Raw genomic sequence first — 15,389 nt, 5'->3', positions numbered from 1 at the left:
GCGATTCCTGCGGCTGGTTCCGGTGGTCCTGCATCGGCTCGTCCTCGTCATCCGGTCGCGCGCGGAGGCAGCGAATTCGTCATGCGGTGTCGAACTCTTCGTCGATGATGTCGAGCAGCCTGTCGACCGACACCGAGTCGAGGTCCTCGTCGGGGACTGCTCCCCCGGGGCCGGGACGGCGCAGCCCGGCGGCCAGTGCGTCCAGGCGGTCGGCGACGGCCCGGCGGTCCGGTCCGTCGCCGGGCAGCCCGGCCAGCGCCGCCTCCAGGCCGGCCAGCTCGGCCCCGCAGGGCTCCTGCGGTCCCGGGTCGAGCAGGTCGCCCAGCGCGCGGGCGGCGAGCTCGGGCGTCGGGAAACTGAACACCAGCGTCGCGGGCAGTCGCAGTCCGGTGTGGCGGGCGAGGCGGTCGCAGAGCTCGACGCCGGCGAGCGAGTCGAAGCCCAGCTCCTTGAACACGCTGCGGACGCCGACGTCGGCGGGATCGGGGTGCCCGAGGACGGCGGCGGTGTGCGTGCGGACCAGGTCGAGCAGTGCCTTCTCGCGCACCGCGCGGGGCATCGCGGCGTAGCGCTCACCGGGGTCGCCCGCCACCGTCCCGGGGCGCACGGGATCGGGTCGGCCGGTCGGGGCGGGGTCCGTGACGGCCCGGGCGTCGTGGGCGGGCTCGGCCCCGGTCCGGGCCTCGTCGGCGGTGGTCGCCGCGGTCCGGGCGTCGTGGGCGGAGTCCGCCGTGGTCCGGGCACCGGAGGCCGGGAGCAGCCCCGGCGCCCCGCCCGGGTTCCCGGGCGTAGGCGGCGCCGGCCAGTGCCGGACGCCGCGGAACGCGTAGGTGGGCAGCGGGACCCGGCGGGCGCCGGTCCCGGCGTGGAAGGCGTGCCAGTCGACCGGCACGCCGAGCGCGTGCAGCCGCCCCAGCGCGACGGCGAACGACGCCTCCTCCGGCCGGTCCCGGCGCAGCACCGGGACGGCGTGCGCCGCGGTGTCCGGGCCGAGGGTGTCGCGGGCCATCGCCGACAGCACCCCGCCCGGACCGAGCTCGACGAGCACGTCGACGCCGTCGGCGGCGAGGGCCCGGACGCCGTCGGCGAACCGGACGGTCCCGCGCACGTGCCGCACCCAGTACCCCGGGTCGGTGGTCGCGCGCCCGCCGAGCTCGCCGGTGAGGTTCGAGACCAGCGGGATCTCCGGCTCGGCGAACGTCAGTCCCTCGACGACGTCGCGGAACGCGTCGAGCATCGGGTCCATCCGCGGCGAGTGGAACGCGTGCGACACCGCCAGCCGGCTGGTGCGGCGGCCCCGGCCGGCCAGGTCGGCGGCCAGCGCGGTGACGGCGTCGTCGTCACCGGCGACGACGACCGAGCCGGGCCCGTTCACCGCGGCCAGTGCGACCCGGTCGCCGAGCAGCGGTGCGACCTCGTCCTCGGACGCCTCGACCGCGACCATCGCGCCGCCGGCCGGCAGTGCCTGCATGAGCGTGGCGCGGGCGGCGACGAGGCGCGCGGCGTCGTCGAGCGACAGCACCCCGGCGACGTGCGCGGCGGTGATCTCGCCGATGGAGTGGCCCCCGACCGCGGCCGGGCGCAGGCCCAGGGCCGTGACCAGGCGGAACAACGCCACCTCGACGGCGAACAACGCGGGCTGGGTCCAGCCGGTCTCGTCGAGCAGGGCGGCGGCGTCGTCCCCGGTGCCCCAGAGGACGTCGCGGACCGGCCGGTCGAGATGGGGGTCGAGGGCGTCGGCGACGTCGTCGAGGGCGCGGGCGAACACCGGGAAGCGGGCGGCGAGCGCGCGGCCGGTCCCGAGCCGCTGGCTGCCCTGCCCGGAGAACAGGACCGCGGCGCGGCGCGGCGCGGCCTCCTCGCGGGCCACCTCGACCGGGCCGTGCTCGCCGGGCAGCAGGACCGCGCGGTGCCGCAGCGCGGCGCGGCCGGTGGCCAGCGACCAGCCGACGTCGCGCGGGTCGGGCGCGCCGGGCCCGGTGGTGTGCGCCCGCAGGCGCTCGATCTGGGCGTCGAGGTCACGGGCGGCGGCGGCGGAGACCGGCCAGGGCGTCACCGCGGACGGCGCGGTCCCGCGCTCCGCGGCGCCGGGCACGTCGGCGGCCGGGGGCTCCTCGACGATCACGTGCGCGTTGGTGCCGCTGATCCCGAACGACGACACCCCGGCGCGGCGCGGCCGGTCGCCGCGCGGCCACGGCACCGGCGCGGTGCGCAGCGCGAGGGCCCCGGCCGACCAGTCGACCCGGGTGCTGGGGGTGCCGGCGTGCCGGGTCGCGGGCAGCAGCTCGTGCCGCAGTGCCTGCACGGTCGCGATCAGCCCGGCGATCCCGGCCGCGGCCTGCGCGTGCCCGATGACCGACTTGAGCGAGCCGACCCACAGCGGGCGGTCCGGGTCCCGGTCCTGCCCGTAGGTGGCGAGCAGGGCGCGCGCCTCCACCGGGTCGCCGACCGGGGTGCCGGTGCCGTGCGCCTCGACGGCGTCGACGTCGGCCGCGGTCAGGCCCGCGTCGGCGAGCGCGTCGCGGATCATCCGCTCCTGCGCGGCACCGCTCGGCGCGGTCAGTCCGTCGGTGGCGCCGTCGGCGGTGATCGCCGAGCCGCGCAGCACCGCGAGGACGGGGTCACCGGCCGCGCGGGCGTCGGAGAGCCGCTTGAGCACGACGACGCCGACACCCTCCGCCCAGGCGGTGCCGTCGGCGTCGTCGGCGAAGACCTTGCAGCGACCGTCGGGGGCGAGGCCGCCCTGGCGGGAGTGCCCGACCAGCGCCGCCGGGGTGGACATCACGCACACGCCGCCGGCCAGCGCGGCGGTGCACTCCCCCGCGTCCAGCGACCGGATCGCGAGGTGCAGCGCCACCAGTGACGACGACGACGTCGTGTCCACGGTCAGCGCGGGCCCCTCCAGCCCGAGCAGGTGCGCGAGCCGGCCCGAGGTGAGACCGGGGATCAGACCGGTGAGGGCGTGCCCGGCGAGGTCGTCCGGCGAGTTCTGGACGACCCCGGCGTAGTCCTGCCCGCCGGCGCCGACGAACACGCCGGTCCGGCTGCCGCGCAACGACGACGGGTCGATCCCGGCCTGCTCGACCGCCTCCCAGGCGGTCTCCAGCACGAGGCGCTGCTGCGGGTCGGTCGAGACGGCCTCACGCGGGGACATCCCGAAGAACGCGGCGTCGAAGTCCCCGGCGCCGTCGAGGAACCCGGCGGTGCGGGTCGCGCAGCGCCCCGGCCCGTCGCCGTGCAGGGCGCCGGTGTCCCAGCCGCGGTCGTCCGGGAAGCCGGTGGCGGTCTCGCGGCCGGAACACAGCAGGTCCCAGAAGCCGTCGGCGTCGCGCACGCCGCCCGGGTAGCGGCACGCCATCCCGACGACCACCACCGGGTCGGCGCCGTGTCCTGCCGTCATGCCTCACCCCTGCACACGAATTCGGTCGTCTCGATGTGCGGGGACCGTACGGTCGGCGCGGCTGTGGTTTTCCCTAAGGAATGGGACGCGGCGGTGGCGAAGACTAGGGATTCCCCGGCCACCGGCGTGGGATCAACTACCTGATCGCTGCACCGCGCCGCGGTGCGCCACGCGGCGGGCATCGGCCCGTCACAGTCGGAGAGGGTGTCTACCCATGGGCGCGAATCGGCGGCCGATCCTGTTCGTCAGCTATGCGGAGAGCGGACTGCTCAATCCGCTTCTGGTACTCGCCGGGGAACTGTCCCGGCGCGAAGTCGGGGACCTGTTCTTCGCCGCCGACGAGAAGGCACGCGACGACGTCGAGAGCGCGGGTACCGGCAGCCCCGTCACCTTCACCTCGCTCGGCGACACCGTGTCGGAGATGTCCGCGGTGACGTGGGACGACGAGACCTACGCCGCGGTGACCCAGCGGGACCGGTTCAAGGCGCACGCCGCGGTCATCCGGCACTCGTTCGCTCCGGAGTCGCGGATCGAGAAGTACCGGGCGCTGGAACGCGTCGTCGAGGAGGTCCGCCCGGCCCTCATGGTGATCGAGAGCATGTGCCAGTACGGCTACGAGCTCGCGATCACGAAGGGCATCCCGTTCGTGCTCGGCGTGCCGTTCGTGCCCAGCAACGTGCTCACCTCGCACGTGCCGTTCGCGACGTCCTACACGCCGTCGGGGTTCCCGGTGCCGCACTCCGGGCTGCCCGCCGACATGACGCTGCGCCAGAAGATCACCAACCAGCTGTTCCGGATCCGGACGCTCGGCATGTTCGTGACCAAGGAGACGCGGAAGGTCGTCGAGCGCGACGACGCCGTCCGGGCCGAGCTGGGCATCGCGCCCGAGGCCCGGCAGATGATGGCGCGCATCGACCACGCCGAGCAGGTCCTCTGCTACTCGGTGCCGGAGCTGGACTACCCGTTCGACCTGCACGAGAAGCTGCGCCTCGTCGGCACGATGGTCCCGCCGCTGCCCCAGGTCGCCGACGGCGGCGAGCTCACCGACTGGCTGGACGAGAACCCGTCGGTCGTCTACATGGGATTCGGGACGATCACCCGGCTGACCCGGCCCCAGGTCGCGTCGCTGGTCGAGGTCGCGCGACGGCTGGACGAGCAGGGCCACCAGGTGCTGTGGAAGCTGCCGCGCGAGCAGCAGGAGATGCTCCCGCCCGCCGACGAGCTGCCCGGGAACCTGCGGATCGAGAGCTGGGTGCCGTCGCAGCTCGACGTGCTGGCCCACCCGAGCGTGAAGGTGTTCTTCACCCACGCCGGCGGCAACGGCTACCACGAGGGCCTCTACTTCGGGAAGCCGCTGGTGGTCCGCCCGCTCTGGGTGGACTGCGACGACCAGGCCGTCCGCGGCCAGGACTTCGGGGTCAGCCTCACCGTCGACCACCCGGAGACCGTCGACACCGCCGACGTCCTCGACAAGGTCACCCGGGTCCTCGACGACCCGGCCTTCACCGAGCGCGCCGCACACATGGGCCGGCTGCTGCGGGAGGCGGGCGGCCGCACCGCCGCCGCGGACCTGCTCCTCGGCCTGCCCGCGCTCGCCGGGTCCGGCGCCCCGGCCGCCCGGACCGCCTGACCCCACCGATCCCACCGACCCCACCGACCCAGGGAATCGCGATGTCCTTCACCCAACCGGTGTCCAAGCCGTGGCTCGACGGCCACGAGCTCTCCTACGTCACCGACGCCGTCGGCGGCGGCTGGATCTCCTCGCAGGGCCCCTACATCGCGCGGTTCGAGGAGGCGTTCGCCGCCTGGAACGGCGTCCCGCACGGGGTCGCGTGCTCGTCCGGGACGACGGCGCTGACCCTCGCCCTGCGCGCACTCGGCGTCGGCCCCGGCGACGAGGTGATCGTCCCGGAGTTCACGATGATCGCCTCGGCGTGGGCGGTCACCTACACCGGCGCGACGCCGGTCTTCGTCGACTGCGGCGACGACCTGAACATCGACGTCACGCTCATCGAGGAGAAGATCACCCCGCGCACCAAGGTGATCATGCCGGTGCACGTCTACGGCCGCCGGTGCGACATGGAGCCGATCCTCGAGCTGGCCTACGAGTACAACCTGCGGGTCGTCGAGGACTCCGCCGAGGCGCACGGCGTCCTGCCCACCGGGGACATCGCCTGCTTCTCGCTGTTCGCCAACAAGATCATCACGTCCGGTGAGGGCGGGATCTGCGTGACCCGCGACGCGCACCTGGCCGGCCAGATGGCGCACCTGCGGGCGATGGCCTTCACCCGCGACCACAGCTTCCTGCACAAGAAGCTCGCCTACAACTACCGGATGACCAACATGCAGGCCGCCGTCGCGCTCGCGCAGACCGAGCAGCTCGACGGCATCCTGGCGGCCCGGCGCGACATCGAGAAGCGCTACGACGACGCCCTGCGCGACGTCCCCGGCGTCACCCTGATGCCGGCGCGGGACGTGCTGTGGATGTACGACGTGCGCGCCGAGCGCCGCGACGAGCTCCTCGCCCACCTCGCCGCGCAGGGCATCGACACCCGGGTGTTCTTCAAACCGATGAGCCGCCAGCCGATGTACCTCGACCCGGTCTGGCCGTCGCTGAACGCGTCGCGGCTGGCCGTCGACGGCTTCTACCTCCCCACCCACACCGGGCTGACCGCCGAGGACCAGGAGTTCATCACCGGCCAGGTCCGCGCGTTCTACGGAGTGGCATGAGCACCGGCACCGACGAGACCACGCCCGCCGGGACCGGGACCAGCTGCCCCGTCACCGGAACCGGAACCGGGACCGACGCCGGAACCGGGACCGAGGCCGGAACCGGGACCGAGGCCGGAACCGGGACTGCCTGCCCCGTCACCGGGGCCGGCAGTGCTGCCGCCGGAGCCGGTGGTGCTGCCGCCGAGGCCCATGGAGCCGCCGCCTGCTGCCCCGTGGCGTTCCCGCTGCGGCGCCCCGGCCGGCCGTTCCCGCCGCCCGAGTACGCCGACTACCGCGACGGCGGCGAGCCCGTCCGGTCCGAGCTGCCCAGCGGGCCGGTCTGGCTGATCACCCGGCACGCCGACGTCCGCGCCGTCCTCACCGACCCGCGGATCAGCGCCGACCCGTCCCGTCCCGGCTTCCCGAAAGCGGCCCGGACCGGCGGGGCGCCGTCGGCGGACGAGGTGCCGGGCTGGTTCGTGTCGATGGACCCGCCGGAGCACGACCGGTTCCGCCGGACCCTGATCCCGGAGTTCACCGTCCGCAAGGTGCGCGCGCTGCGCCCGGAGATCCAGCAGATCGTCGACGAGCGGATCGACGCCGTCCTCGCCAAGGACGGCGCCGCCGACCTGATCGAGGACTTCGCGCTGCCGGTGCCGTCCCTGGTGATCGCCGGCATGCTCGGCGTCCCGAAGGCGGACCGCGATTTCTTCGAGGCGAAGACCCGCGTCCTGGTCACCCTCAGCTCCACCGACGACGAGCGCGACGCGGCCACCGCGGCCCTGCTCCGCTACCTGGGCCGGCTCATCCGGATCAAGGAACGGCGCCCCGGCACCGACCTGATCAGCCGGCTCGCCGCGGCCGGGACCCTGTCGCGGCAGGAGCTCTCCGGCGTCGCGATGCTGCTGCTGATCGCCGGGCACGAGACGACGGCGAACAACATCGGCCTCGGCGTCGTCCAGCTGCTGACGAACCCGCAGTGGATCGGCGACGACCGCATCGTCGAGGAGCTGCTGCGCTACTACTCGGTGGCCGACCTGGTCGCGTTCCGGGTGGCCCTGGAGGACGTCGAGATCGGTGGCCGCACCATCCGCGCCGGTGAGGGCCTCGTACCGCTGCTCGCCGCCGCCAACCACGACGGCGACGCCTTCGACGGAGCCGGCGCCTTCGACCCGGACCGCTCCGCACGCTCGCACGTGGCCTTCGGCTACGGCGTGCACCAGTGCCTGGGCCAGAACCTCGTGCGGCTGGAGATGGAGATCGCCTACCGGACCCTGTTCGAGCGCATCCCGAACCTCCGCCTGGCCGTGCCCGCCGAGGATCTGCCCGTGAAGTACGACGGCGTCCTCTTCGGCCTGCACGAGCTCCCGGTGACCTGGACCTGACACCAGTGATCACGGATCGGGCGGCCATGCGGACAGATGTGGCCGGTTCTCCCCCCGATCCGTGATCACCGGGTTCGATCCCCACCCGGACCCGCTGCTCAGCAGCGCGAGCCGGTGCCGATGACGAGCGCTCCCGGCACGGGATCGAGCTGGTGTCCGACACCCCTCGTGGCACCCCTCCCACCACGCCCGTGCCATCCCCGGCAGCTGCCGCCGGATCGGACCGGGAACACAGGGCGCTCCCGCCGAGCCACGTGATCACGGATCGGGAAGCCACCCGGACAGATGTGACCGGGCCCCTTCCCGATCCGTGATCACCGAGTCCGGTCCCCACCCGGACCCCTGCTCGGCACCACGAGCCGGTGCAGAACACGAGCGCTCCCGGCACGGGATCGAGCTGCCGTCGGACCCCTCGTGGGCGCACCGGATCACCCACCGCGCCACGCCATCCACCGCGCCGCGCCACCCCATCGGCCGGCTGCGCCCCTCCGGCCCGGGGGCCACGAAGCCCGGCCCCGGACCGGGCGCCGACACCCACGTGATCACGGATCGGGAAGCCACGCGGCCGCATGTGACCGTCTTCCCTCCCGATCCGTGATCACGGGACTCACCAGGTCACGGGGAGCTCCGTCAGGCCGCCGGAGAGGCCCTCGGAGCCACGGCGCATCTCCTCCACCGGACCTGCGGGGCGCAGCCCGGGGAGCCGGGTGAACAGCTGGGTGAAGGCGATCCGCAGGGACATCCGGGCCAGCGGGGCGCCGATGCAGTGCCACATGCCGTGCCCGAAGGTCAGGTGCGGGTTCGACTGCCGGCGGATGTCGAACACCTCGGGCTCGTCGAACACCTCGGTGTCGAAGTTGACCAGGGTGAAGTCGAGCAGCACCAGGTCGCCGGTGCGGATGGTGACGTCGCCGATCTCGACGTCGTCGGTGGCGTAGCGGGGCAGCACCGAGCCGCCGGCCTTGGCGCAGCGCAGGATCTCCTCGACGGCCTCGCGCATGGTGCGCTCGTCGGCGAGCGCGGCCTCGAGCTGGTCCGGGTAGGCCGAGAAGAGGAGCACGCCCAGGTCGACGTGGCTGGCGACGCTGTCCAGGCCGGCGAACAGCAGGCCGGCGGCGATCGGGCCGATCCGCTCGTCGGGGACCTGGTCGCAGAGCCGGGAGATGACGTCGTCGGTGGGGTCGATCCGCTTGCGCCGGGCGATCCCGGACAGCAGGCCGAAGAGTTCGGCCTGACCCGAAGCGACGCGCTCGGAGTCGTCCAGGTCGCCCATCGTCATGATCGTCTGCACGAGCGCGGGGCGGTCCGCGGGCGGGATCCCGATCAGCGCGCACAGGACGGTCAGCGAGTACGGCATCGAGAACCCGCCGTGCAGGTCCCCGGGGGCGCCGGCGGCGACGAACCCGTCGAGGACCTCCTCGGCGATCGCGGACACGGCAGGCATCAGGTTCAGCACCCGCCGCGCGGAGAACTGCGGGGTCAGCAGCCGCCGCATCTCCTTGTGCAGGTCCCTGGCCTGCTCGGCGTCGTCGACGACGAGCAGGTCCAGGAACGGGTTCTGCACGTACCGCGGGGCGTTCGGCGGGTCGGCGTGCGCGCGGCCGAGACGCTCGTCGTGCAGCAGGGACTTGAGCTCGGCGTAGCGGGTGACCAGCCAGCCGTCGTCACCGGCGGGGGTGCGGACCCGGCAGACCGGCGCCTGCTGCTGCAGCTCGCGCAGCAGCGGGCTCATCCGCAGGACGGGCGGGGTCTGTCCGCCCAGCGACGGCGGCCCGTCACCGGTGACCGGGCAGGTGGCCGGGGTGCTCATGAGACGTCCTCCGTGGTCGGGGCGGGCAGCTCGGCGAGCCAGGTCTCGATCGCGCCGGCGGTCAGCGACGAGTGCTCCATGGCGAGCGAGAGGTGGTCGGCGTCGATGTCGACGACGGCGTCGGCGGGCACCGCGGAGGTGTCCAGGATGAAGCCCTCGACGTCGCGGGCGGCGCGGACGAGCAGCGTCGGCGCGGTCGTCGGGGGCGAGTCGATCTCGGTCATCGTCATGAACCAGTGCGCCATCGCCGACATCCGCGCGCTGTTCAGCGTCACCGACGGCGAGTCGATGTCGGCCAGGTAGAAGCGGGTCGTGCGGTCCAGGTCGTTGCCCTCGGCCGCGTCCCAGCGGATGGAGGCGGTGTCGAGCAGGACGACCGCCTCCGGCCGCACGCCCCAGGTGTCCTCGAGGACGCCCGCGGCGAGGTAGGCCAGCGAGCCGCCGGTGGAGTGGCCGACCATGACGAACGGCTCGCCGTCGCTGGCCAGCAGCACGCTCTCGGCGACGATGCGGGCGGCGGCCTCGCTGGTGGCGGGCAGCTGCTCGCCGGGTGCGAAGCCCATCAGCGGCAGCGCGGACACGTGCCGGCTGCCGCGGAAGTGCGCGGCGATCCGGGCGTACTGGTGCACGCCGCCGGTCGCGCCGGGCGCACTGACGAAGATCAGCCGCGGGTCGGTGGGCCCCTCGGCGAGGGTGACCGGCTCGGACAGTTCCTCCAGCTCGGCCGGGGACGCGAACATCGGACGCGTGTTCGCGGCGGCCTTGAGCATCCGCATCGCCTCCACCAGCTTCCCGCCGCGGACGGCGGCGTGGAACATGCCGACGAGCGTCTCGTCGCCGTGCGCCGCGGGCCGCCCGGCCGTGGCGACCGGCGTCGCACCGGGTGCGGGGGCCTGCTCGATCTGCTCGTGCAGCCGCCGGGCGAGCTTCACCGGGGTCGTGCTGTCGAAGACGATCGACCCCGCGAGCCGCAGCCCGAGGACCTCGCCGAGCTGGTTGCGCAGCCCGACCGCGACGAGCGAGTCGAAGCCCAGCTCCAGGAAGCCGCGCTCCGGGTCGACCGCCGCCGGGTCCTCGTGGCCGAGCAGCCCGGCCGTGTAGCCGGTGACGAGCTCGACGAGCAGCGCCTCCTGCCCGGCCGGGTCGAGGTGGCGCAGCCGCTCCCGCACCGTGACCGGCGACGAGCCCGCCGCGGCGGCGGTGCGGCGGGTGCGCGGCACCAGGTCCCGCCACAGCGCGGGCAGCGCCTGCTGCACGGCCAGCCCGGCGACGTTGATCCGGGTCGGCACGACGACCGGCTCCGGCCGGGCGAGTGCGGCGTCGAACAGGGCGAGGCCGTCGGCGGCGTCGAGGGCGGGCAGCCCGCCGCGGGCCATCCGCTCCAGGTCGGCGTCGCCGACCTGCTCGGTCATGCCGCTCCCCCGGCCCCACGGGCCCCAGCCGAGCGACACCGCGGGCAGCCCGAGCCCGGCCCGGTACCGGGCCAGCCCGTCGAGGCCCGCGTTGGCGGCGGCGTAGTTGGCCTGCCCGGCGCTGCCGAGGATCCCCGACACCGACGAGTAGAGGACGAACGCGGCCAGCGGCAGCTCGCGGGTCGCGGCGTGCAGGTGCCACGCGGCGTCGAGCTTGGGACGCAGCACCCCGGCGAGGCGCTCGGGGGTGAGCGAGCCGGTGAGGCCGTCGTCGAGGACGCCGGCGGTGTGGACGACCGCGGTCAGCGGGCGCCCGGCCGGGACGGACCCGACCAGCGCGGTGACGGCGTCGGGGTCGCCGGCGTCGCACGCGGTGACGGTGACGGCGGCGCCGAGCGCGGTCAGCTCGTCGCGCAGCGCGGCCGCGCCGGGGGCGTCCGGGCCGCGCCGGCTCGCCAGCAGCAGGTTCCGGGTCCGGCCGGTCGTGACGAGGTGCCGGGCGAGCAGCGCACCGAGCCCACCGGTGCCGCCGGTGACCAGGACGGTGCCGTCCGGGTCCCAGTCCGCCGCCGGACGCGTGGTGTCCGGTGCGGCCTCCGGCAGCCGGGCCAGGCGGGCGGCGCGGACCGCGTGGTCGCGGACCAGCAGCTGCTGCTCGTCGAGCAGCAGCAGGTGCGGCAGGACCCCGGCCGAGCGGAACGTGTCGTCGAGGTCGACGAGCCGGATCCGGCCCGGGTTCTCCGTCTGCGCGGCGCGCACCAGGCCCCAGACGGCGGCGGCCGCCGGGTCGGTGACGGTCTCGCCGTCGGCGGCGACCGCACCCCGCGTGACGACGACGAGGCGCGCGTCGGCGAGGCGCGGCTCGTCGAGCCACTCCTGCAGCAGGCCCAGCACCCGGGTGGTCAGGGTGTGCACGGCGGCCGCGCCGCCGTCCGGGTCGCCGACGACCGGGATGAGGAAGACGTCGGGGGCGAGCCCGGTGTCGCCGACGGCCCCGCCGAGGGACTCGGCGTAGGCGCTGACGGTCTCGTCGGCGCGGTGCATCGCGTAGCCGAGGTCGAGCTCGTCGTCGCCGACGACGGCCCAGCGGGTGCCCGCGGCGCGGTCGCCGAGCTCGACGGGGGTCCAGTGCAGGCCGAACAGCCCACCCTGCCCGGTCGCGGCGGGTGCCGGCGCATCGCCCGTCCCTCCGGTGTGGACGGTGTCGGCGGTGAGCACCGGGGCGCCGGTGGGGTCGGTGGCGACGAGGGCGAACGTCCCGGGACCGGTCCCGGTGATCCGCACGCGCAGCGTGCCGGCGCCGGTGGCGTGCAGGGTCAGGCCCTCGATCCGGTCCGGCCCGGTGGCGGCGTCGGTCGTGGCGTCGGTGGTGGCGTCCCGGCCGAGCGCGGCGGCGGTGCGCAGGGCCGCGTCCAGCAGCGCGGGGTGCAGGCCCCAGCCGTCGGCGGTGGCGCCGTCGGGGAGGGTGACCTCGGCGAGGATCTCGCCGTCGCGAACCCACGTCCCGGGTGTGCCGGCTGCCTGCCGGGCGTCGCGCGGCGGCCACTCGCCGGGGTCCGCGACGGTGTCCCGGCCGTCGTCGGGTGCCAGGACGCCGCGGGCGTGCAGGGTCCACGGCGCGTCGTCGGAGGGGCGGGCGTGCACGGTCAGCCGCAGACGCCCACCGACGGCACCGGTGCCGGTGCCGGTGTCCACGGCGGTGTCGACGGCGCTGTCCACGGAGACCTGCAGGGCCACGCCGTCGCGGTCGCCGACGCTCAGCGGGGCGACGAGATCGAGCTCCTCGACCCGCGGGGCGCCGACCTGGTCACCGGCGCGGACCGCGAGCTCGGCGAACACGGTGGCGGGCACCGGACCGCCGGGCAGCCACGGCTGGGTCCGCCGGGAGAGCCGTCCGGTGAGGACAGTGCGGTCGGCGTCGGCGAGGACGACGGCCGCGCCGAGCAGCGGGTGCCCGGCGGCGGTGAGGCCGAGCCCGGCCGCGTCGGCGGTGGCGGCCCGCAGCGTCGGCCAGTACCGCTCCCGGTCGAACGGGTAGGTCGGCAGCGGCACCGGGGCGGCGTGCGGGGTGGTGGTGCCCTCGGCGACCGCCGCCCAGCCGACGCCGGTCCCGCGGGTCCACAGTGCACCGGCCGCGCCGAGCAGGGTGGCCTCCTCGCCGGCGTCGCGGCGCAGCGCGGGCACGGCGACCGCGTCGGGCGCGTTCTCGGCGACGAGCGCGGACAGCACCGCGTCGGGGCCGAGCTCGAGGAAGGTCCGGACGCCGAGCCCGGCCAGTGCCGCGACGCCGTCACCGAAGCGGACGGCGCCGCGGGCGTGCCGGACCCAGTAGCCGGGGTCGGTGAGCCCGCCGTCGACGGCGCCGGTCAGGTTCGACACGACGGGGATCTGCGGCTCGGCGAACGTGAGGCCGTCGACGACCCGGGCGAACGCGTCGAGCATCGGGTCGATCAGCGGTGAGTGGAACGCGTGGCTGACGGCGAGGGCGCGGGTGCTGCGGCCGTCGGCGTCGAACCGGGCCCGGACGGCGGCGACGGCGTCGGCGTCGCCCGAGACCACGACCGCGTCGGGGGCGTTGACGGCGGCGATCGCGACGTCGTCGCCCAGCAGCGGGGCGACCTCGTCCTCGCGGGCCCGCAGGGCGACCATCGCCCCGCCCGCGGGCAGGTCGGCCATGAGCCGGGCGCGGGCGGCGACGAGGGTGCAGGCGTCGTCGAGGGAGAGGACCCCGGCCACGTGCGCGGCGGTGATCTCGCCGACCGAGTGGCCGGCGACGTGGCCGGGTCGCACGCCCCAGGACTCGACGAGCCGGTAGAGCGCGACCCCGGTCGCGAACAGCACGGGCTGGGTGTGCCGGGTGTCGTCGAGCGCGGCCCGGTCGGTGCCCCAGACGACGTCGCGCAGCGCGGTGCCGAGCCGGGCGTCGAGCAGGTCGACGGTCTCGTCGAACGCGGCCGCGAACACCGGGAACCGGGCGTGCAGCTCCCGGCCGGCGCCGAGCCGCTGCGAGCCCTGCCCGGAGAACAGCACGGCGAGCCCGCCGCGGTCGCCGGTGGGCACGACGTCGCGGGCGGCCTCGGTGAGCCCGTCCGCGGTGTGGACGAGCAGCGCGCGGTGCGCGAACGCGCTGCGGGTGGTGGCCAGGGCGTGGCCGACGTCGGCCGGGGCGTGCCCCGGCCCGAGGTCGCGGAGGTGTTCCAGCTGGGCGTCGAGCGCCGTGGCGGAGCGGGCCGAGACCGGCCAGGCGACGGCCCGCGGCGACACCGCGGGCTCCGCCGGTTCCGCCGGGTCGGCGGGGGCCTGTTCGAGGACGACGTGGGCGTTGGTGCCGCTGATCCCGAACGACGACACCCCGGCGCGGCGGGCCCGCCCGGTCTCCGGCCAGGCGGTCTGCTCGGTGAGCAGCCGCACCGCCCCGGCGGACCAGTCGACGTGGCTCGACGGCGCGTCGACGTGCAGGGTCCGGGGCAGCGTCGCGTGCTGCAGTGCCAGCACGGTCCGGATCACCCCGGCGGCGCCGGCGGCGGCCTGGGTGTGGCCGAGGTTGGACTTCACGGAGCCGAGCAGCAGCGGCCGGCCGGGGTCGCGGTCGGCGCCGTAGGTGGCGAGCAGGGCCTGCGCCTCGATGGGGTCGCCGAGCGCGGTGCCGGTGCCGTGCGCCTCGACGGCGTCGACGTCGGCCGGGGACAGCCCGCCGCTCGCGAGCGCCTGGCGGATCACGCGCTGCTGCGCGGGCCCGTTCGGGGCGCTGAGCCCGTTCGACGCGCCGTCCTGGTTCACGGCCGACCCGCTGAGCACGGCGAGCACCGGGTGCCCGTTGGCGCGGGCGTCGGACAGCGTCTCGACGACGAGCAGGCCGATGCCCTCGGACCAGCCGGTGCCGTCGGCGCCGTCGGCGAAGGCCTTGCAGCGCCCGTCCGGGGCGAGGCCGCCGTGCAGGCTGAACCCGGAGAAGTTCGCCGGGGTGGTCATCACGGTGACGCCGCCGGCCAGCGCGAGGCCGCACTCCCCGTTGCGGACGGCCTGGGCCGCGAGGTGCAGCCCGACCAGCGACGACGAGCACGCCGTGTCCAGGGTGACGGCGGGGCCCTGCAGCCCGAGGGCGAACGACACGCGCCCGGACAGCACGCTGGCGGCGAGGCCGTTCCCGGCGTAGCCGCCCATGTCGTCGCCGGAGGCGAGGACGAGGTGGGTGTAGTCCTGCCCGTTGGTGCCGACGAACACGCCGGTGCGGCTGCCGCGCAGCTCGGCCGGGTCGATCCCGGACCGCTCGAACGCCTCCCACGCGGTCTCCAGCAGCAGCCGCTGCTGCGGGTCCATGGCGAGCGCCTCGCGCGGGGAGATGTCGAAGAACGACGGGTCGAACTCGGCGGCGCCGGGCAGGAACCCGCCGCGCTGGGTGGCGCTGGCGCCGGGCCCGTCACCGGCGAGCGCGTCGAGGTCCCAGCCGCGGTCGTCGGGGAACGGGCCGATGCCGTCGCGGTCGCCGGCGAGCAGCTCCCACAGGTCCTCCGGGGAGCGGACCCCGCCGGGGAACCGGCAGGCCATGCCGACGATCGCGACGGGCTCGTCCCGCCCGGACTCCGCCTCGGCCAGCCGTCGGCGGGTGTCGTGCAGATCGGCCGTGACCCACTTCAGGTAGTCGACGAGCTTCTGTTCGTCGGGCATGG

General features: G+C 75.4%; 5 protein-coding genes and 1 pseudogene. 3 read left to right on the top strand and 3 right to left on the bottom strand.

From position 1 onward, the window contains the following. Positions 1-79 precede the first annotated feature (79 nt). The gene (locus PP1_RS00725; RefSeq protein WP_075314301.1) at positions 80-3,400 is read right to left on the bottom strand and encodes a type I polyketide synthase; all 3,321 of its coding nucleotides are present in this window, start codon (positions 3,398-3,400) and stop codon (positions 80-82) included. Positions 3,401-3,614: 214 nt separating this feature from the next. Between PP1_RS00725 and PP1_RS00720 the strand changes: the two genes are divergently transcribed. From PP1_RS00720 to PP1_RS00710, 3 genes are read left to right on the top strand one after another with little or no spacing between them, the layout of a single operon-like run. Next, the gene (locus PP1_RS00720; protein ID WP_010232932.1) at positions 3,615-5,030 is read left to right on the top strand and encodes a glycosyltransferase; all 1,416 of its coding nucleotides are present in this window, start codon (positions 3,615-3,617) and stop codon (positions 5,028-5,030) included. Between the two features lie 41 nt (positions 5,031-5,071). Continuing rightward, positions 5,072-6,130 (top strand): DegT/DnrJ/EryC1/StrS family aminotransferase, encoded by a 1,059-nt coding sequence (locus tag PP1_RS00715; protein WP_010232934.1) that lies wholly within the window; start codon positions 5,072-5,074, stop codon positions 6,128-6,130. After that, a complete protein-coding gene (locus PP1_RS00710; protein ID WP_010232936.1) occupies positions 6,127-7,497 on the top strand; it encodes a cytochrome P450 in 1,371 nt (456 codons plus the stop codon). Before PP1_RS00715 ends, PP1_RS00710 begins: the two co-directional genes overlap by 4 nt. Positions 7,498-8,104: 607 nt before the next feature. Here PP1_RS00710 and PP1_RS00705 read toward each other — a convergent pair. Next, on the bottom strand, positions 8,105-9,307 hold the full coding sequence (locus PP1_RS00705; protein WP_010232938.1) for a cytochrome P450: 1,203 nt from the start codon (positions 9,305-9,307) through the stop codon (positions 8,105-8,107). Continuing rightward, positions 9,304-15,387 (bottom strand): annotated as a pseudogene (locus PP1_RS00700) (type I polyketide synthase); the annotation flags it as partial. The pseudogene PP1_RS00700 and the gene PP1_RS00705, both read right to left, overlap by 4 nt. Positions 15,388-15,389 lie beyond the last annotated feature (2 nt).

The organism is Pseudonocardia sp. P1, assembly GCF_000178675.2.
Taxonomy (GTDB): domain Bacteria; phylum Actinomycetota; class Actinomycetes; order Mycobacteriales; family Pseudonocardiaceae; genus Pseudonocardia.
The sequence above is the reverse complement of the archived record's forward strand: the minus strand, read 5'-3'. Positions and strand labels throughout refer to the sequence as shown.

Coding starts and splice junctions, on each gene's coding strand:
- PP1_RS00720 (WP_010232932.1), top strand. CDS start 3,615: ATGGGCGCGAATCGGCGGCCGATCCTGTTCGTCAGCTATGCGGAGAGC.
- PP1_RS00715 (WP_010232934.1), top strand. CDS start 5,072: ATGTCCTTCACCCAACCGGTGTCCAAGCCGTGGCTCGACGGCCACGAG.
- PP1_RS00710 (WP_010232936.1), top strand. CDS start 6,127: ATGAGCACCGGCACCGACGAGACCACGCCCGCCGGGACCGGGACCAGC.
- PP1_RS00725 (WP_075314301.1), bottom strand. CDS start 3,400: ATGACGGCAGGACACGGCGCCGACCCGGTGGTGGTCGTCGGGATGGCG.
- PP1_RS00705 (WP_010232938.1), bottom strand. CDS start 9,307: ATGAGCACCCCGGCCACCTGCCCGGTCACCGGTGACGGGCCGCCGTCG.